This window comes from Candidatus Leptofilum sp., assembly GCF_965223525.1.
Taxonomy (GTDB): Bacteria; Chloroflexota; Anaerolineae; order Promineifilales; family Promineifilaceae; genus Leptofilum.
The window spans coordinates 1,548,382-1,570,174 of record NZ_CBDCWX010000005.1; the positions used below are offsets into that span (position 1 = coordinate 1,548,382).

Annotated in this window: 16 protein-coding genes; 9 read left to right on the forward strand and 7 right to left on the reverse strand. The window is 52.8% G+C overall.

What is annotated here, in order from left to right:
* Window positions 1–71 precede the first annotated feature (71 nt).
* From ACOQPM_RS12200 to ACOQPM_RS12215, 4 genes are all read left to right on the forward strand, one after another.
* Entirely contained in the window at window positions 72–626 is a 555-nt protein-coding gene (locus tag ACOQPM_RS12200; protein ID WP_420629541.1) for a transposase, read from the forward strand.
* Window positions 627–680: 54 nt separating this feature from the next.
* Window positions 681–1,619, forward strand: a complete 939-nt coding sequence (locus ACOQPM_RS12205) for a hypothetical protein (protein ID WP_420629542.1) — start codon at window positions 681–683, stop codon at window positions 1,617–1,619.
* A gap of 126 nt (window positions 1,620–1,745) precedes the next feature.
* Window positions 1,746–2,255, forward strand: a complete 510-nt coding sequence (locus ACOQPM_RS12210) for a flavin reductase family protein (protein ID WP_420629543.1) — start codon at window positions 1,746–1,748, stop codon at window positions 2,253–2,255.
* 12 nt (window positions 2,256–2,267) lie between these two features.
* Entirely contained in the window at window positions 2,268–2,783 is a 516-nt protein-coding gene (locus ACOQPM_RS12215) for a M48 family metallopeptidase (RefSeq protein WP_420629544.1), read from the forward strand.
* Here ACOQPM_RS12215 and ACOQPM_RS12220 read toward each other — a convergent pair.
* Window positions 2,780–3,367 carry a hypothetical protein gene (locus tag ACOQPM_RS12220; protein WP_420629545.1) on the reverse strand — a complete coding sequence of 196 codons (588 nt, stop codon included), beginning with the start codon at window positions 3,365–3,367 and terminating at the stop codon, window positions 2,780–2,782. The two genes, ACOQPM_RS12215 and ACOQPM_RS12220, sit on opposite strands and share 4 nt — an antisense overlap.
* Window positions 3,368–3,463: 96 nt before the next feature.
* Window positions 3,464–3,886 carry a hypothetical protein gene (locus tag ACOQPM_RS12225; protein ID WP_420629546.1) on the reverse strand — a complete coding sequence of 141 codons (423 nt, stop codon included), beginning with the start codon at window positions 3,884–3,886 and terminating at the stop codon, window positions 3,464–3,466.
* A 161-nt stretch (window positions 3,887–4,047) separates the two neighbouring features.
* Here ACOQPM_RS12225 and ACOQPM_RS12230 point away from each other — a divergent pair, with 161 nt between their 5' ends.
* Together ACOQPM_RS12230 and ACOQPM_RS12235 are read left to right on the forward strand one after the other, a co-directional pair.
* The gene (locus ACOQPM_RS12230) at window positions 4,048–6,822 is read left to right on the forward strand and encodes an AfsR/SARP family transcriptional regulator (protein ID WP_420629547.1); all 2,775 of its coding nucleotides are present in this window, start codon (window positions 4,048–4,050) and stop codon (window positions 6,820–6,822) included.
* Window positions 6,823–6,847: 25 nt separating this feature from the next.
* Entirely contained in the window at window positions 6,848–9,070 is a 2,223-nt protein-coding gene (locus ACOQPM_RS12235; RefSeq protein WP_420629548.1) for a SulP family inorganic anion transporter, read from the forward strand.
* 55 nt (window positions 9,071–9,125) lie between these two features.
* Here ACOQPM_RS12235 and yqeC read toward each other — a convergent pair whose 3' ends face one another.
* Together yqeC and yqeB are read right to left on the reverse strand one after the other, a co-directional pair.
* On the reverse strand, window positions 9,126–10,472 hold the full coding sequence (yqeC, locus tag ACOQPM_RS12240; RefSeq protein ID WP_420629549.1) for a selenium cofactor biosynthesis protein YqeC: 1,347 nt from the start codon (window positions 10,470–10,472) through the stop codon (window positions 9,126–9,128).
* Window positions 10,469–11,353, reverse strand: coding sequence for a selenium-dependent molybdenum cofactor biosynthesis protein YqeB (gene yqeB / locus ACOQPM_RS12245; RefSeq protein ID WP_420629550.1), 885 nt, complete (start codon window positions 11,351–11,353; stop codon window positions 10,469–10,471). The genes yqeC and yqeB overlap by 4 nt, the downstream gene beginning before the upstream one ends.
* Before the next feature lie 312 nt (window positions 11,354–11,665).
* Here yqeB and ACOQPM_RS12250 point away from each other — a divergent pair, with 312 nt between their 5' ends.
* The 3 genes from ACOQPM_RS12250 to ACOQPM_RS12260 all read left to right on the forward strand — a co-directional run bounded on the left by ACOQPM_RS12250 (window position 11,666) and on the right by ACOQPM_RS12260 (window position 17,459).
* Window positions 11,666–14,347 carry a protein kinase domain-containing protein gene (locus ACOQPM_RS12250; RefSeq protein ID WP_420629551.1) on the forward strand — a complete coding sequence of 894 codons (2,682 nt, stop codon included), beginning with the start codon at window positions 11,666–11,668 and terminating at the stop codon, window positions 14,345–14,347.
* 130 nt (window positions 14,348–14,477) lie between these two features.
* Window positions 14,478–15,416, forward strand: coding sequence for a hypothetical protein (locus ACOQPM_RS12255; RefSeq protein WP_420629552.1), 939 nt, complete (start codon window positions 14,478–14,480; stop codon window positions 15,414–15,416).
* Window positions 15,417–15,566: 150 nt separating this feature from the next.
* Window positions 15,567–17,459 carry a hypothetical protein gene (locus ACOQPM_RS12260; RefSeq protein WP_420629553.1) on the forward strand — a complete coding sequence of 631 codons (1,893 nt, stop codon included), beginning with the start codon at window positions 15,567–15,569 and terminating at the stop codon, window positions 17,457–17,459.
* Between the two features lie 60 nt (window positions 17,460–17,519).
* On the opposite strand, the gene ACOQPM_RS12265 is transcribed toward ACOQPM_RS12260, so the two are convergent.
* The 3 genes from ACOQPM_RS12265 to ACOQPM_RS12275 form a co-directional block, all read right to left on the reverse strand.
* Window positions 17,520–19,772, reverse strand: coding sequence for a xanthine dehydrogenase family protein molybdopterin-binding subunit (locus ACOQPM_RS12265; RefSeq protein WP_420629554.1), 2,253 nt, complete (start codon window positions 19,770–19,772; stop codon window positions 17,520–17,522).
* A 77-nt stretch (window positions 19,773–19,849) separates the two neighbouring features.
* Window positions 19,850–20,203, reverse strand: coding sequence for a hypothetical protein (locus tag ACOQPM_RS12270; protein WP_420629555.1), 354 nt, complete (start codon window positions 20,201–20,203; stop codon window positions 19,850–19,852).
* Between the two features lie 19 nt (window positions 20,204–20,222).
* Window positions 20,223–21,677: an FAD binding domain-containing protein gene (locus ACOQPM_RS12275; RefSeq protein ID WP_420629556.1), complete on the reverse strand. Its 1,455-nt coding sequence runs from the start codon at window positions 21,675–21,677 to the stop codon at window positions 20,223–20,225.
* Window positions 21,678–21,793: the final 116 nt, after the last annotated feature.

A 21,793-nucleotide genomic window follows, 5' to 3' on the forward strand; every position in this document is an offset into this window, starting at 1 on the left:
AGGGGCAGGTCTCAGACCTGCCCCTACCAAACCCGCCCCTACAAACGTACATACGAAATCGGAGAAGAATCATGCCATATGATCCATACAAACATCATCGTCGTTCAATTCGCCTGAAAGGGTACGATTACAGCAGCGCGGGCGCGTATTTTGTGACGATTTGCGTGAAGGGTGGCGAGTCGGTTCTGGGTGAAGTGGTGGATGGCGAGATGGTTTTGAATGAATACGGCCGTATCGTCCAAGCATGCTGGCAAGATTTGGTCAACCATTACAAGCGTGTGATTCTAGATGCTTTTGTCATCATGCCCAATCACATCCATTTTATCGTTGTCTTTGTAGAGGGTGGTCACGTAGGGGCAGGTCTCAGACCTGCCCCTACAAACAACCGAAAACGACACGGCCTGCCCGAAATCGTGCGGGCGCTGAAATCATTTTCGTCGCGCCGAATCAACGAATTGCGTGATACCATAGGCACACCATTTTGGCAGCGAAATTATTACGAACGTATCATCCGCAATGAGCGTGCCTTGAATGCCATTCGGGAGTACATTCAAAACAATCCGGCCAACTGGCTGGAAGATCAACTTCACCCGGCAGCATCACCGAATCCGTTTAACCGCAAGTAGGGCAGGTCTCTTAGGGGCAGGTCTTAGACCTGCCCCTACAATGGCAAAAATCTTATGAAAAACGGCCGTTACGTACACATTTTCTTCCTCGATGGCGTGGGATTGGGTGGGGATGATCCCACTGTGAATCCTTTTGTCACTGCCAAACTACCCAATTTGGCTGGGCTGTTGGGTGATGGCTGGTACCTCACGCGTGAGCCGATCATGACGGAGTATGCCAGTTTAATCCCCACAGATGCCAATTTGAAGATGCCTAAGAAGCCGCAAAGCGCCACCGGGCAAGCGACGATTCTCACCGGGCGCAACGTGCCGCAGCTGGTGGGGGAGCATTACGGCCCCAAGCCAAACCCCGCCGTGCGTGCTGTCATTGCCGAGGGAACGCTATTCCAGGAAGTAGTGGACGCAGGTGGACAGGCGGGACTGATCACGCCATACCCGCAGGGCTATTTTGATGCCATAGAAAGTGGTAAGCGGCTGCTCTCGTCCGTGCCGTTGGCGGCCACAGAGGCGGGTTTGGCTTTGATGACGGCAGATGATTTGCGGAACGGCCGTGCCGTTAGCCCCGGTTTTACTGGGCAAGGCTGGCACGATCATTTGGGCTATGATGACATCCCGCTGCTCACCCTGGCGGAAGCCGGGCGGCAAATTGCCCACATCGCCCCCAACTACCAGTTCAGCTTTTTTGAGCATTGGCCTAGTGACCGCGCCGGGCATCGCGGCACGTTGGCAGACGCCGCCGCCCATTTAGAGATGATTGATGCCGTGCTGGGCGGGCTGCTACACGCCTGGGACGATTCAAATGGACTGTTCATCCTCACTAGCGATCATGGTAACATTGAAGAGAAAAACCAGCGGCAACATACGCGCAATCCAGTGCCAACGTTGCTAATTGGCCCCGGACACGCTGAATTGGCTGCCCACATTCACGATTTGCGAGACATTGCCAAGATAACGCGCACCTTTTTAGGGTTACCAATTCCCAACTATGTGTAAGGGATGCTGTAACATTTTTATCCTACTGTCGCTTGACGACTATCTATTCGTTTGTAAACCACTATTTTGCAGGTCAGTTTACATCGAATTTCTTTTGTGATTTACACAACAACCAAAGGATTTATTATGACTGTTACTTCAGAGAAATACCGCGAAGCGTTGCGCCAATTTCCAGCGGGCGTCACGATAGTGACGATTAAAACGCCTGACCAAGAGCAACCACACGGCCTCACCGTCTCTGCCTTTGCTTCTATTTCCCCGGAGCCACCCCTCATCATGATTGCCATTGACCACCGGGCATCTGGTTACAAAATGCTGGAGCAGGAAGGCACGGTGTTTGCCGTGAATATTTTGTCACAGGATATGAGCGAGCTGTCGAATCGGTTTGCTTGGATCAAGGATGAGGATCGGTTTGCCATGGGAGATTGGGGAACGGCCGTTACCGGCGCACCTATCCTGAAAAATGCCCTGGCTTGGCTGGATTGCACCATTCACAATCGGTACGAAGCTGGCTCGAATACGATCTACATTGGCAAAGTAGAGGCGTCTGGCACGCCCGGCGAAGGTGAAGCCCCGCTCATCTACTGGAACCGGGGATACCGCTACCTGAAAACTGGCGAAGAACCTACTGACTAAAAATAAATAGGCATGAGCGAGCAAGAAGCGTGGCCCATAAAAATTATACGCAGCAAAAAGCGCAAAAAGACCGTCAGTGCCGAGTTGAAAAATGGAGAGTTGGTGGTGCGTGCGCCCGCCCGCATGAGCAAAAAAGAGCTCAACGGCATCATTGAGAAGCTGCAAAAGCGGCTGCAAAATAAAATGGGGCACACCCCCAAAACAGACGAAGATTTAGAAGCGATTGCCCAGCAGCTTAACGAGACTTATTTTAACGGCCGTCTTCAATGGCAATCCATTCGTTACGTCACCAACCAAAACAAGCGGTTTGGTAGCTGCACCCCCAGTTTAGGCACCATTCGCATTAGCCACCGCCTGGCAACGATGCCTGACTGGGTGCTGAAATACGTGGTTGTGCATGAACTGGCCCATTTGGAAGAGTCCAATCACGGGCCCAACTTTTGGGCACTCGTGAACCAATACCCCCTCACCGAACGCGCTCGTGGCTACCTCATGGCCATCGGCCTGGAAGAAGACGCCCCCAATTAGGTACTTGCCAACAAAATTCTTATAGTAGAAAACAAGAAAACCTGTTGATAACAAGGCTTACACAGTTGCTCTAGCCGTTCTGGGTATATCGCTTGGCCAATGAGCAGTTGGTTCGGGAGACGGTTTTGTGTGGGCGCAACGGCCGTCATGCAAACTGGATTAAATGCGTTCACCGCCTTGCCCAACGTGGAGAAAATCTCCACCACATCTGCAAACCCACCTTGCCGCAGGGCTTGCGCCACATTGGGTTGGACGGCGCAAACATTCATGTTGCTGACAGGCTCATCTACAAAAGCATCGGCCATGGTGTAAATAGCGTTCCAGCCACCCTCAGGATTGGCAGGCTGCTGATTTTTTGCCAGCGCCACCAAACTATACAACGTAAACAGCGTCGTCAGGTTGAGCCGAGGAACCCCCAGCATTTCTACAACAAGATGCGTGTGTCCAGTTGCCAAATAAGATTTGACGGTTGTGATAATTTCTTCGTAGGTTGAAGGCGTGATTGATTCATGCAAGGTCAAGATGATGGCAGATTGCTTTTTTACATTGCTAACGGGAATTGTGTTAACGGCATAACTGTTCATGATTTTCCCCTTTTACAATTATGAATTATGAGGGATGAATTATGAAAATCTGCGAAGCTGATTTTCGTTCGTGATGTTTCCTTCATAACTAAATCGTTATTGCAAAACCAAGATGGTGACGTGGGCGGCGATGCTGTCTTGCTCGCATTCGTTGAAAACTGAGACGCGATGGTGGCCGTCTTGTACATAATACTTATTGCCAACGGCAACCAATGAGATGGGGGGCAAGGAAGCGAGCTGCTGACGGGCGCGGCGTACGCCATCCAGACGACTGCGGTTGTGTTTATTGGTCATGTGGAAGTTGGCATCGAAGTCATGGCTACGGCCGTCGCTGGCGGTGCCTACGATTTGGCTCAGCGGTACTTGGCGGATGCCCTGGTAATTGCTTTCGGCGATAGAGCGGCCTGCCATTGCTTGGGACAACGTGGGCAGTGCGGTTGCTTTTTGGGCAAAACGGGAGACAACTTTGCTAACCCAGCTTGTTGATTTTTGTGTGTTGTTGGTGATTGCTGAAAACATGATTTTGTCCTTTACTTGCCAAATTTTGTGCTGAACCGTTATCTGATTTGCAGGATACGGCCGTTCCGTGACGCCAACGTGACACAATCCCTACCATCAGCTAAAATGCAGCCAATCCCCAACAACAACTCATAGATTTGTGCAAAGGACACCCTGACGCCATGCACCTGACCCTCAACTTTTTTGGTGGCTTTCACGCAGCAGTTGATGAACAACCAATCTCCGAATCACGCGCCAAGCGGATAGAAGCACTGCTCATCTTTTTGGCGATGGAGGCACACCGCCCCCACCGCCGCGAGGTTCTCATTGGCCTGCTCTTCCCAGACATGCCCGACGAAGCAGCCCGCACCAACCTGCGCCAGACGCTCAGTCGCCTGCGCCGCGCCATCAGCGATGCCAAAGCGGAGACACCCTTTTTGCACACCTCCCGCGAATCTACCCAGTTCAACCAGGCCAGCAGCCATGCGCTAGACGTACGACACTTTCAGGCGGGGCTAACCGGGTGCGAGGCGCATCGGGGTAGCCGGGACAGTGGTTGTTCAGATTGCATAGCTTTGATGGAAACGGCCGTTTCTCACTACAAAGGGTCGTTTTTAGACGGCTTCTTTTTGGAAGATAGCGCTGCTTTTGACGAGTGGGTGCTGGGCTACCGGCAGCAGTTTCAGGCAGATGCGCTGGCCGTGCTGGATGAGCTGACGCAATATCATGAGCGGCGCGGCGAATATGAGCAGGCGGCGCGATTTGCCCGGCAGCAGCTAGCCATCGAGCCGTGGCGCGAGGCCGCCCAGCAGCAACTTATGCGGGTGCTGGCGCTGCTGGGTGACCGGAACGCTGCCCTGATGAGCTATGACGCTTTTTGCCAAACGTTGCTGGATGAGCTGGGGGTGGACCCAATGCCGGAAACGGCCGCTTTGGCAGAACAAATTCGGGAAGCCACAGCGGAACGGCCGTTCCAGTTACCACCTCAAGCACAACAGTTGGTAGGGCGAGGTGAGGAGCAAGCGCAGTTGAGTGCCCAGCTAGCCAATCCAGACCAGCGGCTGCACACCATTGTAGGGCCGGGGGGGATTGGCAAAACCAGCTTGGCGCTGGCGCTTGGCTGGCAGGCGGCCACTGCCCACCTGGGACCCTTTTTGCACGGTGTCTATTTTGTGCCGCTGGCCGACGTGGCCCTGGTTGATTCTACTGAGTTTAACCCGCTGGTAACGGCCGTTGCCGAAGCGATAGGGTTCACCTTTGCCGGGTCGCGTGATCCACAAGCGCAGCTAATGGGCTATCTGAAGAACAAAAAAATGTTGCTGCTGCTAGACAATTTAGAGCATCTGATGGCGGCGGGGCGGCAGCTTATCTTGCAACTTTACCAGCAATCGCCTGAAGTGAATATTTTGGTCACCTCGCGGGAGCGGTTGAATTTGGTGGGTGAGTGGGCGCTGCCGCTGGCTGGTTTGCCTACAGACAGCGCTGACGCAACCAGCCCAGCGATGACCCTGTTTGTGCAGCGCGCGCAGCAGGTGGAAGCCCGGTTTTCGCTCACAGACGTGGGAGATTGCCCGGAAACGGCCGTTGCCCGGATTTGCCAATTGCTGGAAGGGCTGCCGCTGGCTATCGAGTTGGCTGCGGCTTGGGTGCGGCTGCTTTCTTGCCCGGAAATTTTGGATGAATTGCACCAAAATCTGGATAGCTTGGGCAGCAGCAATGTCGCCCAGCCTGCCCGCCACCACAGCCTGCGCGCCGTCTTTGACTACTCCTGGCAGCTTTTGACCTACGACGAGCAGCAAACATTGGCTCGACTTTCTGTGTTCCAGGGCGGGTTTGATCGCAAAGCGGCGGCCGAGGTGGCACAGGCTAAATTGCCGCAGCTTTCAGCACTGCTGGATAAATCGTTTTTGCGGCGGCGGGTGGGTGAAAACGGCCGTGCCGCCGCTTCCCGCTACGAGATGTTAATGGTAGTCCGCCAATTTGCGGCAGAACATTTGCCGGGTGGTGAGGCGTTAAAAGCGTTACAGGGGAGATACGGCCGTTACTACCTCGATTTAGTTGCTGCCCAGGAAGCTGATTTGCAGGGTGGCAACCAGCAACAAGCGCTGGCCATCATCAACCAGGAGATGGACAATGTGCGGCAGGCGTGGCGTTTGGCGGTTTCTCAGGGCGATGTGGCTGCTGTGGATCGAGCGACGGCCGTACTTTCCCTCTTTTTATATATGCGTAGCTGGTTCCGCGAGGGATTAGCACTGTTTACCCAGGCCGTTACTGAGCTAGTAGCGCAGGCACCCAGAGCTGTTTTGGGTAAGCTGAAGGCGCGCCAGGGTTGGTTTGCCTTTTTGTTGGGTGACCGCGGCCGAGCCGAGCGATTATTGCAAGAGAGCATTGACACGCTGCGTGTGGACGGCGAGCCGGCGGCATTGAGTTATGCGCTGAACTATTTGGCAGTGGTTCAATACGTGCAGGACAACTATGAAACGGGCTGGGCTAGCTGCCAGGAGGCGCTGGCCATTGGTGAGCAGCATGGCCTAACCTACAGTCAGGCGATTAGCAACAATATTTTGAGCCAGATAGCATTTTTGCAAAAGCGGTACGAGGTGGCGTTAACACATTCTCAAACGAGTTTGCGTTTAGAGCAAACGTTGGGCAACCGCTGGAGCATGGGTTTTTCGCTGGTGAATTTGGGACGGGTGGCTTACGCTTTGGGAGATTTTGCCACTGCCCAAACCCGCTACGAGGAAAGTTTGGCTATTCGCCAAAGCATGGAAGATGCGCGGGGGCAGGGGCTGTGCTATCTCTATTTGGGGGATACGGCCGTTGCCAGCCAAAACCTGCCCGAAGCAGAAGCCCATTACCAAAAAAGCGTCGCCATCTTCCGCCAAATCGGAGATCAGGTGACGGTAGATAGATTAGAAGAACGGTTGATGAACATCAATCAACAGCCCGGTGAATAAAGGTTGGGGGGTGAGTACTAACTAAATGAGCGCGGCGTCTGAACCTGACTTTTTGACAAAACTAAAGCGTGAACTTTCGCCCAAATTGTTGATTCCTGCTTTTGTCAGTGGCAGCATCGTTGCCCTGTTTGAAGTGGTGTTAGCAGTTTCTTTTGCTGCGCTCATTTTTACTGGCCCTCTGACGCCATTTGTGGCTAGCGGTATTGGGCTGGCATTGTTTGGGGCGATTGTCACCGTTGTGGTGACGACTCTGTTCGTTTCTTTGCCGGGCACTGTTGCTGGCAACCAGGATGCCCCTGCTGCTGTTTTAGCGGTGATTGCAGGGGCCATCGTTGTGCGTGTTTCGGGGGGGGAAGAAGCTGCTTTTGTTACGGTGGTAACGGCCGTTGCCCTCACAACACTTTTCACTGGCTTGCTTTTTTGGGGATTAGGAACGTTTAAAGCCGGCCGCTGGGTGCGCTTTTTGCCATATCCGGTTATTGGTGGGTTTTTGGGTGGCACTGGCTGGCTGCTCGTTTCAGGAGCCATTGGCCTGATGACCGACTTGCCGACAACCTGGCAGGCGTTGCCACTTTTGCTACAAGGGGATTCTTTGCTGCGCTGGCTACCTGGCTTGCTGCTGGCGTTAACCCTCTTTTTTGCCAGTCGCAGATTTACCCACTTTTTGCTGTTGCCAGGGTTGATTCTGGGCGGTGTTCTGTTGTTTTACATCGTGATTTGGTTGTCTGGACTGACCGCTGCAGATATGGCAGCAGATGGTTGGCTTTTAGGGCCTTTTCCGGATCAAAGTTTGTGGTTGCCGCTTACCAGGCTGGATTTTGCCCAAGTAGATTGGCGTGCCCTGGCTGGGCAGATTGGCAGCACGCTGACGGTACTTATAGTGAGCGTTGTATCGCTGCTTTTAAATGCCGGGGGCTTAGAGTTGAGCACGGCTGAAGATGTGGATTTGAACCGAGAGCTGAAAGCGGCTGGTTTGGGTAACATGCTTGCCAGTCTTGGGGGTGGCTTGATAGGTTACCAACAGCTAAGTTTGTCGGTTTTGAATATTAAACTTGGTGCTGCCACGCGCCTGACTGGGTTGTTTTCAGCACTTTTTTGTGCTGTTGTGTTGTTTCAGGGGGCGGCGGTGCTGGCTTTTATGCCCAAGGTGATCCTGGGAGGATTACTACTTTATTTGGGTATTGAATTTTTGGCAGAGTGGGTTTTGTCATCGTGGAGGAAGTTGCCCACCGCTGATGCGCTGATTATTGTGTTGATTGTGGTGGTCATTGCCACGGTTGGCTTTTTGCAAGGTGTTTTGCTGGGACTGGTAACGGCCGTTATTTTGTTTGGGGTAAATTATGGTCGTACCAATGTCGTGCATCATGAACTTTCTGGGCGACATGTACGCAGCCGGGTGACGCGCTCTGTGACCCAGCGTAGGCAGTTGCAAACGCTATCGGAGCAGATTCATGTCTGGCAGCTACAAGGCTACATCTTTTTTGGCACGGCCGATTCGCTGCTAAATATAATCCGTAGCCGCGTTGCTACCGATGAGCCTGCCCGTATAAAGTTTGTTGTTCTAGATTTTCAGCGGGTGACGGGATTGGACTCGACGGCCGTTTTTAGCTTCCAAAAATTGCAGCAAGTGGCAGATAAACAGCAAATCACCGTTGTGTATGCAGGCTTGATGCCGCAGTTCCAACGGCAGTTGCAAAGTGCGGTTGACGCAGAAAACAGACAGGTTTGCTGGTTTGCCAATCTGGATGAGGGGCTGGAATGGTGCGAAAATGCTTTGTTGCAGCTAGTTGAGGGTGGCGAAAACGAACCGGCAACGCTCAGGGAGCAGTTACAACAGCTTTTGCCAGACAGCCAGCTATTGGATGCGCTGTTGCCATTTCTTGCGCGACGAGACGTGCGGGCGGGTGATGTTTTGATGAGCCAGGGCAGTGCGCCAGATTCTCTCTTTTTTATTGAGGCGGGACAGGTAACAGCACAGCTAGAACGGCCGTCTAAAGACCCAATTCGCCTGGAAACGATGGGCAACGGCCGTGTGGTGGGGGAAATGGGTTTCTATTTAGAGCAGGTGCGTACCGCTTCGGTGGTGGCCGACGTGCCCAGTGTGGTGTATGAGCTGACTCGCCAAAAGCTGGCCCAAATGGAGGCAGAAGCGCCAGAAGCTGCGGCGGCGCTGCATCGCCTTATTGCTCATCTGCTAGCCGAACGGGCAACCCACTTAGTTGAAACGGTTGAAGCTTTGCAGCGATAAATTTTTTTGCCACAGAGGGTTTTGAGGGGTAGGTTCATTTTTTAAAGGCAGATGTTTAGGGCCGTTCCTTTTGGTACTGTGCCGGGCTGTCCAAATCGCGCAAAACTGAGTCTGTGGGAACTTGCACCAAATGCAATTTGTCGGCGTGGCGGCGGAGCAGGGTGCGGGGGGCATCGCCAGGGGGGAGGGCGAGCAACTCTGCAAAGTAGCGGCGTCCGATTAGCACTGGGTTGCCGCGTTTGCCTGCGAAAGCAGGTGCAATGAGATCGCCAAGACCTTGCCAGTATGCTGCTAGCAGCAAATCCATCGTGGCCGGTTCAACCATCGGCTGGTCGGCCAACACAACCAGAACGGCCGTTACCGATTCATCTAATACGCGAACGGCCGTTTGCAAAGACGAAAGCATTTCTCCGGTAGCATAATTCGAATTATGTAAAGTTTCGATTCCTGCTACCTGAGCAACTTGGCGTACTGCTTCTGCGTCATGCCCGGTGACGATGAGATGATCGTGAACGGCCGTTCCCTGCACATTCTCAACTGTTTGCCCCAAAACGGTTGTGCTGCCCCAGCGAAGTAGCTGCTTAGTTTGCTGCCCCATCCGCTTGCCTTCACCCGCCGCCAGGATAACGGCTGCCACCCGCTGATGCACCTCGCGCACCGGCTTCTCGCTTTTCACCGCCCCAATAACCACGCGCTCGATGCGGGGTGTTTGCAGCAGTTGGTGGGCAATTTGGCGGGCGGCGGTGAGCTGTGCGGCCGTTTCCACCTTGTTGATGAACGGCACCACCCGCGCCCTATCTGGCACGCCTTTCAGCCCACCCTGCGGATGCACAATCAGCCGAGCCACATCATTTACTGATAACTGATTACCGATTACTGAATACTGAAGCAATGCTTCTGCAATCTCTGGCCTGTGTGTAACTTGAGAGAAACGGCCGTCCAGCGCATCAATCCCGACTACAGGCACCACTAGCGTTGTTTTGGCCGGAATCACTGGCTCATGAGGAGCCGGAGCTTTGATGGGGCGCATTCGTGAGCCATCAGCCTCTACCAATACAAAATCCACATCTGGCCGCGCCAGCCAGCCATCGGCCATCTGGGGAGGTATCCCCGTTGCCTTTTCCCCTACCACCTCACCCACCACCAAACAGCTTCCCCGCCGATCCAACGCTGCACCAATCTTTTTCTCATTTTCCTCTGTGCCCTCTGTGGCAAAAATTAATTCTTGCGCTTGGCTCATTTGGACCGTAAAGATGCGGGTGGTGGTAGTGAGGATGCGTCGTCCGGGCAGGGCTGCACCCAGCGCAAAAAGCAGGCTGGTTTTGCCACCGCCGCCCACAAACGCGATCATCTCTTTCTGCGATTGCAAATTAAACGCGGTGAGAAGCGTGTAACGGCTCATAATTTTTGGTTTAGGTGGGTGAGAACAGCTTCCAGCACGCCCCCGCCAATCGCCAGTGCTTTGTCCGAGATGGTGAAGCAGGCAGATACGTCTGCTCGCGCATCCAAATCGCCAATTTTGAGGCCAGCGCGCACTTCAGTGCTGGGGGCAATCAAGCCACGCAGCACGCCAGCAAACGGTGCCACAATCGTTTTTCCTGCTACATTGCCAATAATTTGCCCTTTCGTCACTAAATCCCCAATCTCCAATCTCCAGTTCACCTTTCCTGCTGCTGGCGCACGCAAAACCCGCTCTGCCCCTTTGCCTGCCACAATGCCTGGCGTGCCGGTATTGGGCAGCGCACTGCCTTGCCAAATGACGCGCCCTAGCGTGTGTCCGCGCATCGTCTCAATGACGGCATGGCAATCTACCCCGGTGGTAAAACCAGGGCCGAGCGCAATTACCAAATTAGCTTGTTCCATGTTGGTGTCAATGTTGCGCTTGGCCATGCGCGCGTCAACCAGTATTCGGTAATGTCGCTGCGCGACCACTTCGTAAACAGTATTCAGTAATCGGCGTTCAGTAACCAGTGATGGTTGACTGATTACTGAATACTGTTTACTAATAACCGATAACTCAGGGGCTACTAACACAGGAATCGTTCCCAAGTGGGCGAGTTCAATAGCTTGTTCAACCGTTTCGGCGCGTTGGGCATGGAGGGTTTCGATTTGGATGTGGCCTTCGAGAACGGCCGTTGCCACTGCCACTTTTCTGCGAACGACGAGCGGCCGTTCTAGCTCCAAAACGATGACGGGAAACCCAGCATGGTGCAGGCGGAACGCCACGCCCGTGGCCAGATCACCGCCGCCGCGCAAAATGACAAGCTGGTTTGGAAATAACATGTGCTGATCTTACCTGAGGTGTAACTTTGGTGGCAAACTGTTGCCAAACTGTTGCCAAACTGTTGCCAAAATATACAGAGGCTTATGAGTTAGCGCGTTTGAGACTTTACTTTGTGGGTCAGAGTTCTGTATAATGCCGATCAGTTGCGCTCGTATTGGTATTCCTTTTTTAATTGTAGTGGCCAAATTTAATCGTTAAGTTGAAAGGCTGTTTTGGTTTGAAACGGCCAATTTTGGGGAAAGTGTGTTCCTGTTTCTCCGTTATTGAAAGCGGTTATTTTACATAACCAACCATCCGAAGAGCGTTCTGTTATGACATTGCAGACTTTTGGCCGCTACAAAATTTCCCACTTGATTGGGCAGGGGGGAATGGCTGAAGTATACGCAGCAGAAGACCCAAAGTTGGATCGACTGGTTGCACTCAAAATTATTCTAAAGCGTTTCTCCGAAGCCCCTAGATTTCAGGCTCGCTTCTTGAATGAAGCTCAAACGATCGCTGGTCTGGAACATCGTGCCATCTTGCCAGTATATGATTTTGGTCAGGATGAAAGCACCCAAAACCTTTATTTGGTCATGCGTTTGATGCCGGACGTTTTGCATGATCGTTTGGAGCGGGAGAAATTCATCCCTTTGGCAGATGCCAGCCTGATTTTAAATCGGCTGGCGGTGGCGCTAAATCGTGCTCACAGCGAAGGGATTGTGCATCGGGACATCAAGCCTGCCAACATTTTGTTGGATGAGGAAGGGACCGTTTTTCTGGCTGATTTTGGCCTGGCGGCACCACTAGACAAGATGGAAGCGGGCATTGTGCCGCAATCGTACGGTGGCTCGCCATTTTACATGGCACCTGAACAGTGGCGCGGAGAAACGGCGCAGCCCTACACGGATATTTACCAGCTTGGGGTGACGCTTTTTAAGATGATTACTGGTGAACTGCCGTTCCCTAACCCGGATCGTCGTGTTTTGGTGGAGCAACATTTGAACGGCCGTATTCCCAATGCCTGCGAGCTCAATCCCAAACTGCCGCCCAAAATTCAACCAATTTTGGAAAAGGCAATGGCTAAAGCGCCCGCTGAACGGTACAAAACGGTGCTAGAGCTGGCAGATGAAGTGGCAAATTTGTTGCGCCCCAAATTGATCAAACGTCGCTATGAGATTAAGGAGGAGTTGCAACACGGCCGTTTTGCCACCGTGTACCAGGCGCAAGATTTAATTGATGAACAGTTGATTGCTCTGAAGATTTTGAAGCAGCCGTTGATGCCCAATCATAAATACCAAAAAGAGTTTGTGCGGCAGCGAGCGGAGCTGCTACGTTTACCGGCCCATCCAGCTATTGTGCCGGTTTACGAAGTAGATTTGCATGAAGAAAAACCATTTGTTGCCATGAAATTTGTAGACGGCCCTTCGTTGCGAACCCGTTTTCGTAAAGAGGGCAGGCTGTCTGTGAATCAGGTTTGTGAAATTGCCAAAAGTTTGGCAGATGGCTTGGATGCTCTGCATGAAAATGAGCAGGTTCATGGCGACATCCACATGGGCAATGTGCTCATTGGATCAAACAATGAATGTTTGCTGACTGACTTCCAGATAACGGCCGTTACTGAATTAACTACGCTTATGATGGAGGAAGAGGCTCCGTTAGGGTATCTGGCGTGTCTGGCACCAGAGCAGTGGGCCAGAGGGTCGTTGGTTCCGCAAACAGACATTTATCAGTTTGGCATGTTGCTGTTCGAACTGCTGACGGGGCAACGGCTGTTTACCCAAACCGACTTGTTAGAACTGGAAGAGGCAATCGCTAAGGAGCCCCTGCCCCCAATTACATCATTGGCACCAGAACTGCCGACACAGTTTGATGCGATTTTTGCCAAAGCGTTGGCCAAGCGGCCAGAGGTGCGCTATGCGTCTGCTGGTGAGCTTGTGCAAATGTTAAGCGAAGCATGGCAAAGTCATGCTTTCGACTCTTCAGTGCATGAAGGAGTCATTCAGTATGAGGCCAAGCAGTGGGACGCGGCCATAGAGGCTTACAAGCAAGCACTCAAAATCAAGCCAGACAGCGGGGCTGTTGCCGATGCCCTAAGCCGAGCCGAGCGGCGCCAACAAGATGAGGTTGTCTTAAACCAGTGCCGTGAAGCAATGGCTAATGAACGCTGGCGCGACGCAGATTACTTTTTATCGCAAGCGTCTGATTCGCCAGAAAAGAAAGCATTGCAAGAGCAGGTTCAGCGCAAAATTCAAGTTGAGCAATGGTATAGCGAGGGTAAGGTTGCTATGCAGCAGCAAGATTGGCTCAAGGCCCAAAAGCTGCTGGATGAAGCCGATTCCCTAGAGCCCAACTACTTGGACATAAATGCGCTGCTGGGCGAGCTGGCAGAGAAGATTGAAGCGCATCTGCAACAAGCCCGTGAGGCCATTGCCCAGAGCGAGCATGATAAGGCGCTGATATTGCTAAAACCGGTGGCTGAACATGAAACGGCCGTTGCCCTCCGCCACCTGATTGACGAGAAAAGAAAACCTGTACCAATTATGCCTGTCAATGATACGCGTTCTCGTCGGAATTGGTTTGGGTGGGGTGCAGTTGGCTTGCTAAGTATCGTTGTCGCTGTCTTTTTTATTCTCAATGGCAGGCTGACGGATGAAGAAAAACTAGCTTGTTTGCAAACGGCCGTGCCCGAACTGCACATAAACCGACCTGGCGAGCCTGAACTTGTCTTGCCGCAAAATACCTCCGCCACTATTTCTAGCAAATGGTTAGAACTAGGCCTTTCTGTAGAGTGGACGCCAGATGAATTATCCAATGCGTGCCAACAATTTATAGCCAATGATAGCAGCATAGAAAGTAGCTGGTCGTCCGATGCTGGCGAAATTGAGAAGCAAGGAAGGTGGGAAGTCGCGTACTTATTGTCATCTTCATCAGCTAAAACCGACAGAATTGTTGTGACTTTGTTATATGATGGTCAGCCGCTGACAAATGTGTTCTTGCTACACTTTCAACCATAGCGGAATGTGTAAAAGCGGGAAAGAGCTAGATACCAAGTAAAATTGTTTCCCCTGCTTTTACTCAAGTAATCGGCCAAAATCATGGCTTGCCAAATCCTTATGCCGATTACAAAGCCAACATGGGGAAATCATGACAAAAAAAGCGAAGCATCTATTTTTGACAATTGCCACCCTCTTGTTAATTGGTTGTGGAACAGATTTGCCTACACCCACATCGCAATCAGATTCGTTGACAACGGCTCAGGCAATTGCGTGTACGTTTTCCATTCCTATCAATGAAGTTCCTGATCCGAGCCCTGGTGATACGGTCTACCTTGTGCCACAGATTGAAGAAAACACCCTGGGCTGGACATTTAGCTGGCGAGCCGAGCCAGATGTTTTGCTCGATGACGATATTGTTTCAGCCACGTTGATTGTGCCGAACGATGTGTCACAAATTGAGGTTGATTTAGAAGCTGTAAATGCCGAGGGTTGCCCTGGTGTAGGCTCTTTGCTCATTACTGTGGCTCAACCAACGTCTGCTGCCACCGAAGCTGTCGCAACTGAAAATGGGACGGAATCGGTAGCAACACTTGTGCCTACAGAAGAAGCGACGCTGCAGCCAACGGCTGTTCCCACCGATACGCGAGCGCCTTCCCCAGAACCTACGCAGGCACCAACTGCAACAGAGACATCAACCAGCGAGCCGCTGCCGACCTCGCCACCCCAACCAACAGCTACATCAATCTCTCCGCCCATTATTACCGACCTGGAATTGCTGCCCTCCGGTGCCGTCGTCGTGCGTTGGATTTGGAATGGGCAACTAACACCAACGCAAAACTTCGCCGTCCGCTTTTGGTCTGAACGCGATCCCCGTCCCGAAGCGCGCTTTAGCATCACCTGGACCAAAGAGAATCAGTATGCCTTTAGTGTTAACAATGTAGATTATCCTATTGGCACTTACTTCGTCAATGTAGCTGTAATGGAAGGGCCAAGCAATGGTGTTCATACAGAAGTCACTCGTTCAGAAGATAGACCGCTATTTGTAGATGCTCCAGACCCAACGACAACCCCACCACCGCTTCCATAAGACAATACCGTTGGCGAGGTTTGTCATGTAAGGAGCATTTGCTAACACCTTAATACCGTGAGTTTACAGGCTAGGCAGAAATTGGAATCATTTATAGCAAGGCCAGCGAAAGCGTATAAGCTTATTGCTGGCTTGTTTTGCGCTTCTTTTATGCTGGCGCTAACCTTCTTTTTGCTTCGCCCGTTGACACCAAATGCTCAAAGCTCTGGTGAAACACTTTATTTACCACTGGTTTCCCAGCCCCTTTTTGAACCATTACCGAGCGATCAGCAAGATCATATCCAATGGGTGTTGGATGAGGCTCCGTATCCTGCGGTTTCTGCTCAGGCTGTTACCCTGAGTGTAGGTGAGCATGAATATTTATTTTTGCTTGGCGGTGCAGAACAGTTTAACCCTCAAACGAAGCGCGTGGAGCAAACCAAGCGTGTGACGCGCGTGGAGCTGCATGAAAATGGGGATTTGGGCAGTTGGAGCAGTGTTGGCGATCTACAAGAACTGCCGCGACGTCTTCATGGGTTTACGGCAACGGCCGTTAATAACAGAATCTATGTGCTGGGCGGTATGTATTATCCAGCCGGTGGCGGGCTGCCGAAATTTAATAACACGGCTTACTGTGCAGAGATAAATGAAGATGGCACGTTTGCACGCTGGGAAGCAAAGCAACAGAATTGGTATTTCGATGATGGCGCTTCGTACAATTATGAAAAAAGCATGGCGTATCATGCGGCCGTTTACCTGAATGACCACCTTTATGTGATAGGTGGGCTGCGTAGAGGTCTCTATTTCAGCCAGAGCTGGGATGCCACCAAGTTTGTGTTTTCAGCAGAAGTCGGCGACAGTTGTGATGCTTTAGATTGGCAGCAAGAGCAGGGTTTGCCAGAACCACTTAGAGGCCACTCTGCCGTTGCATTGGAGCGAGCTTCAGGTTCAGAACATGACATTTACCTTTTTGGAGGGATAACAAATAACCAAAATAATCCAACGGCCGTTAGCTTACGGGCAAAGGTAGGCGTAAACGGAATAGAGGGATGGACAGATCAGCCAGTTATCCCTGGTAGCGCAGGCATTCATGCAGGTACGGCCGTCCGCTCCGACGAGTACGTGTACTTCATTGCAGGAACCACCCAGTATGATGCCACGCAAGGCCCTGCCAGAGACAATGTGTATCGAACGAAAATATTGCCCGATGGAGAGCTTCAGCCGTGGCAAGAGGCAAACAGCTTAGCACATCTTTATGGCCATGCCGCCGCCGTTTCTACTTGGGATCGCCTTTACATTGTCGGTGGGGCCATAATTACCAATAGTACACAGCTACCCACCCCACAAAACACAATTTATTGGACGCCGCTTTTGTTTTTTAGCAAAGAAAGCGAACCAGCAGGTGCTGTATTTCCTGGAGAAACAATCCAGTTCAGATTCACCATTAGAAGCAACAATGTTCGAGACTTGCCTAGTCTGGTCATTTCAGACACCCTACCGAGCAATCTGGAACTCGTTTCAGCGCCCAATTTTGTTCAGAATGGCCGATTATTGCACTCAATTTCCATTACCTTGCCTGTAAATAGCCAGGCATGGCAAACGTTAACGGCCGTCGTCATCCAACCAGAAACGCCTGTTTCAAACGATAGCCCCTCTGCCACAGCAACCGAAACTGCATTACCAACAAACACCGCCACGCTTACGGTTACTTCCACTCCTACGGCAGTTCCCCCAACAGCCACACCGCCCATTCGCCCAACGGACGACAAATCTTGTGTGCTGCCAGAGGCTGCTCCAGACAGCGGCACACCTCGCCCCAAACCAACCTGCACCCCTACGCCGGTTGTCACAGTTTCTGTCATGCCCACATCTACCATTACCGTCACGCCTACCGAGACAGACACTCCACCGCCTATTCCCACTGATACTACCACGCCAACGACCGTACCCGAACCTGTCGTGGTTATTAACGTGGCCCAACTCTGTTTTGAAGGACGCTGTATTTGGACAAGTACGGTCATCAACGCGGAGAATCGCCTGTTTCTTCCCCAGATTGCAAAATAAAAGGAGGCGTTTCAGCACCTCCTTTCAGTTACAAATTTTCGATTGCGAGCAGCAAAAACCTCAATGGTGAATGCCAGCTTCTTGCAGCTTGGCCACGACGCGGGCGGGCGCGAGCGGAATTTCGTCGAACCAGACGCCGGTGGCATCGTGAACGGCTGCTACAATGGCAGGCGCTAGTGGCAAGAATGGCATCTCCGCCATGCCCCGCGCCCCCCAGGGGCCAATGGGGTCTGGCACTTCCATGATGACCGACTGCACAATCTCTGGCACGTCTTTAATGCCGGGGATGAGGTATTGACTGAGGAAGGGGTTTTGGATACGGCCGTCTTCCACCACCAAATTTTCCATCAGCGCATACCCGTGTGCTTGCGCTACTGCCCCCTCAATTTGCCCTTCAATTTGGACTGGATTGATTGCCTTGCCCACATCGTTGGCGCACACTACTTTGTCAATCTGAATATGCCCCGTTTCGATATCCACTGTCAGCTCCACCGCTTCAGCCACATAGCCGTAAGAGAAGTTAGGCATACAAATGCCGGTTTCAGCATCATATGGCTCTGTGCCAGGTGGCCTGTAAATATGGTGGCCGATGGCTGGGCGATCCTCGTTGGTCCAGGCAGTGAGCGCCGCTTCAGCCGCGCCGCGAATTGAGTTGCCTGCCATCCACGTCAGGCGCGATGCTGATGCTGAGCCAGAGTTGCCGCTGGTAGCTGTGTCAGACATATCTAGCTCCACCAGTCTCACATCCACACCCACGGCGGCGGCAGCCATCTGCTTGAAGGCCGTATGCGCCCCTTGGCCAACGTCGGCGCCAGCGTGGCGTAAAATCACACGCTCGACTTCTGCCTCGCCATGTAGTTCAATCGTCGCTTCACAGTTCTCTGGGAAGCCAAATGAAAAACCCACATTCTTAAACGAGCAGGCAATTCCCCGACCCTTACGCAGCACCTCGGAATTTACCGGCAGCGACTGAATACTGCTAAACTGATTACCGTTTACCGATGACTGAATACTGTTCGCTGAATACTGCTCACTGTCCCAGCCCGCTTCTGCCGCACACCGCTCCACGACCTCCGCCATGCTAATGCCGGGCGGGGGCGGGGTTTGTACAGTGAGTAAACTGCCTTCGCGCAGCACATTTTTCAGGCGGATTTCTACGGGGCTGATGCCCAGCGCTTGCGCTAGCTTGTTCATCTGCATTTCGGCGGCAAAGGCGCCCTGCGGCCCGCCAAAGCCTCGGAACGCACCGCCAGGCACGTTATTGGTGCTGATGGCGTAGCTATCCAGATGGGCATTGGGAATTTCGTACGGCCCCGTGACCATGAGGTGGAAGTTGCCTAGCACTTTGGTGCTGGTATAGGCGTAGCCTCCACTGTCTAAGTAGCCGGTGGCGGAAACGGCCGTAATCTTCCCCTCTTTCGTTGCACCCCATTTGGTGTGTACAGTGGCCTGGTGCCGCTTGTGGTGGCCCACAATACTCTCTTCCCGCGTCCAGATGATGCGTACCGGGCGGTCAATGCCCTGCTCGTGCAGCCGTTTAGCGGCTAAACCCAACACAATTTGCAAGGACATATCTTCCTTGCCGCCAAACGCGCCGCCGATGGCCGGGTAGATGATGCGGACTTCTTCCTCCGGCAACCCCAGCGAATGAGCCACCTGTTGCCGGTCTTCGTGCGCCCACTGGCCACCAAATTCTACCGTCACGCGCCCGCGGTCGTCTATGTAGCTAACGCCCGCTTCGGGCTGTAAAAAGGCGTGTTCTTGATATGGCAAACGGTAGGTGCCTTCGATGATGATGTCCGCTTCATTCCAGCCAGCGCCCATGTCGCCTTTGCGAATCTGGTACTTTTTCAGCACGTTGCTACCGTGCCAGGGCTGGACGATCACCTCGTCTTTTAGTGCCTCTTCCATGCTGCTGACAATGGGCAGCGGTTCCCACTCAATTTGGATGAGGCTCCGGGCTTTGGCAGCGGCCGTTTCGCTTTCTGCAATGATCACAGCCACCTGATCCCCTTCCCAGCGGCTCACATCGGCATGGGGGTTGCTGCTGCCCAGCCCCACCAGCACCGGCTGGTCTGGCAGAATGAGACCATACTCATTTACGGGCACATCTTTGGCGGTGAGGATGGCAACCACACCAGGCACGACTTCGGCTGCCCTTGTGTCCATCGAAATCATGCGGGCGTGGGGCTGGTTGCTAAAAAGCACCTTGCCGTGCAGCAAATTATCTGGCGTAATGTCGCCAGCATACATGGTTTCTCCGGTTACTTTGCCGGGTGCGTCTACGCGGTAAACAGATTGGGCCTCAAGCATACTTTTTCTCTGAGTAAATCACTATTTTGCAGGTCAGCAGTTTACATCAAATTTCTTTTTGTGATTTACAAATCGTATTAACCAAAACGGTCATCAAATGGATCTTTATTGCGTGAATACATGGAGGCATCCCCCGTGCGGCGGCGACCTTCTGGGCTGGCAATGATGAAGCCAATGGAAAAGACAATTTGCATGACGATGACCAGCCCGAGGACGACAATTAGCTTGAGCCCAATTTCTGGCACAGAGCGGGGGATAAATAGCTGGTTATAAAAAATGCCGGGTCTGAGAATCTCTTCAGCGAACAGGTAATTGACAAAGAAGTAGGCCAACGTACCCGTGAAGAGCAGCCAAATGACCTGAATGATGGTTTTTCCTGTGAGACCTTTGCGTTGTGCTAATCTTTCTTCTTGTTTCTTTTCTAGGCGCATAAGGGATTACCTCCATTTGCTATTCGGCAACTTTCTCAACAGCTTCGATGATTTTGTAGTAGCCGGTGCAGCGGCACAGATTGCCGCTAAATGCTTGTAAAATCTGCTCGCGGTTGGGAGACGGCCGTTCCTCCATCAACTTGGCTCCCGCTACCAAAAATCCAGGAATGCAAAAGCCGCATTGGACTGCGCCCGTCTCCACAAACGCTTGTTGCAGTGGATGCAAGGTAGCGTCCTCAGCACCGTTTGCCAATCCCTCGATGGTCACAATATTGGCCCCGTGAGCGCGAGGGGCGGGCACCAGGCAAGACATCACGGCCATACCATCCAGAATGACGGTGCAGGCACCACATTCGCCCTCGCCGCAGCCTTCCTTGCTACCTGTAAACGACGCTCCGGTGAGCGTACCTTCTTCGCGCAGCCAACGCAGCAGCGTTTTGTGGTTGCCGCCTGTGGCTGTGATCGTTTTGCCGTTTACGGTGGTGGTGATCGGCGTGTCTGGGAGGTGGGTATGGCTGAATTGGGTGCCGGTGGGGAAACGGCCGTTCGTCTCTCCCCACAGCATGACCGGCTCTTGCGGCCATTGGCTGCGCTCGCTGCCGTCTCGCAAGGCAATTAGACCGCGTTTGGTGAGTACGCGCACCATTTGCTGGCGATATTCGGCCGGGCTACGTACATCATCAATGGGCGTCGCGGCAGCGGCAGCCAAATTGGCAGCATGGGCGATCACATCATCGGTGAGTGTTTTGCCCACCAAGTATGCCTCTGCGCTGGGGCTGTTGATGATGGTGGGCGCGACGCTGCCCTGGGTGATAGCCGCGCTGCTGATAGTGCCATCGTCAGCAAAGTCGAGCACAAAAGCAAGATGCACTACAGAAATGGCCTGAGCACGACGCAATCCCAGCTTAACAAAAATGCCGCGTGCCGATTTTGGCAGCGGGGCAAAGGCGATGTCGGTCACCATTTCGTCTGGTTCCAGCACCGTTTGGCGCACGCCGGTATGGAAATCGGCCAGAGAGACGACCCGCTCACCACGCACGGAGGCGAGGGTGAGGGTGGCATTAAGCGCGCGCAGTGGGGTGATGGTGTCATTGGCAGGGCTGGCGGTGATGAGATTACCGGCCACGGTGGCCCGGTTGCGTAGCTGTGGCGAAGCAACTTCCAGGCTGGCCTGGGCCAGCGGCAACGCTTTTTGCACGAGCAGCGGCGAAGCAACAACCTGGTTATGTGTCACCAGCGGCCCTAGGTGAATGGTGCCGTCCTTATCTTCGCTGATCTCTGCCAGGCTAGGAATGCGGGTGATGTCAATCAAAATATCTAGATCGGGACGGAGGCCACGTTCTATTTCTAGCAGTAAATCGGTGCCGCCAGCCACAAGGCGGGCGCGACGGCCGTATTGGGCCAATAGTTCCAGGACGGCCGTTACCGACGTGGGGGTTTCATAGTGGGAAATTTGTTGGAAATGGGTGTGCATAGGCTAAGTATAAAGTTGTGAATGGAAAGTTGGCAAGCGAATAACGATATGTAATTGGGTACTGAGCAACTAATCCGGCAAATTACTCAATTACTGGTTTTATCGTTCGGCGCAGT

What these genes read in the sequence shown, in the direction of transcription:
- ACOQPM_RS12200 (WP_420629541.1), top strand. Translation starts at nt 72, where the DNA reads ATGCCATATGATCCATACAAACATCATCGTCGTTCAATTCGCCTGAAA.
- ACOQPM_RS12205 (WP_420629542.1), top strand. Translation starts at nt 681, where the DNA reads ATGAAAAACGGCCGTTACGTACACATTTTCTTCCTCGATGGCGTGGGA.
- ACOQPM_RS12210 (WP_420629543.1), top strand. Translation starts at nt 1,746, where the DNA reads ATGACTGTTACTTCAGAGAAATACCGCGAAGCGTTGCGCCAATTTCCA.
- ACOQPM_RS12215 (WP_420629544.1), top strand. Translation starts at nt 2,268, where the DNA reads ATGAGCGAGCAAGAAGCGTGGCCCATAAAAATTATACGCAGCAAAAAG.
- ACOQPM_RS12220 (WP_420629545.1), bottom strand. Translation starts at nt 3,367, where the DNA reads ATGAACAGTTATGCCGTTAACACAATTCCCGTTAGCAATGTAAAAAAG.
- ACOQPM_RS12225 (WP_420629546.1), bottom strand. Translation starts at nt 3,886, where the DNA reads ATGTTTTCAGCAATCACCAACAACACACAAAAATCAACAAGCTGGGTT.
- ACOQPM_RS12230 (WP_420629547.1), top strand. Translation starts at nt 4,048, where the DNA reads ATGCACCTGACCCTCAACTTTTTTGGTGGCTTTCACGCAGCAGTTGAT.
- ACOQPM_RS12235 (WP_420629548.1), top strand. Translation starts at nt 6,848, where the DNA reads ATGAGCGCGGCGTCTGAACCTGACTTTTTGACAAAACTAAAGCGTGAA.
- yqeC (WP_420629549.1), bottom strand. Translation starts at nt 10,472, where the DNA reads ATGAGCCGTTACACGCTTCTCACCGCGTTTAATTTGCAATCGCAGAAA.
- yqeB (WP_420629550.1), bottom strand. Translation starts at nt 11,353, where the DNA reads ATGTTATTTCCAAACCAGCTTGTCATTTTGCGCGGCGGCGGTGATCTG.
- ACOQPM_RS12250 (WP_420629551.1), top strand. Translation starts at nt 11,666, where the DNA reads ATGACATTGCAGACTTTTGGCCGCTACAAAATTTCCCACTTGATTGGG.
- ACOQPM_RS12255 (WP_420629552.1), top strand. Translation starts at nt 14,478, where the DNA reads ATGACAAAAAAAGCGAAGCATCTATTTTTGACAATTGCCACCCTCTTG.
- ACOQPM_RS12260 (WP_420629553.1), top strand. Translation starts at nt 15,567, where the DNA reads ATGCTGGCGCTAACCTTCTTTTTGCTTCGCCCGTTGACACCAAATGCT.
- ACOQPM_RS12265 (WP_420629554.1), bottom strand. Translation starts at nt 19,772, where the DNA reads ATGCTTGAGGCCCAATCTGTTTACCGCGTAGACGCACCCGGCAAAGTA.
- ACOQPM_RS12270 (WP_420629555.1), bottom strand. Translation starts at nt 20,203, where the DNA reads ATGCGCCTAGAAAAGAAACAAGAAGAAAGATTAGCACAACGCAAAGGT.
- ACOQPM_RS12275 (WP_420629556.1), bottom strand. Translation starts at nt 21,677, where the DNA reads ATGCACACCCATTTCCAACAAATTTCCCACTATGAAACCCCCACGTCG.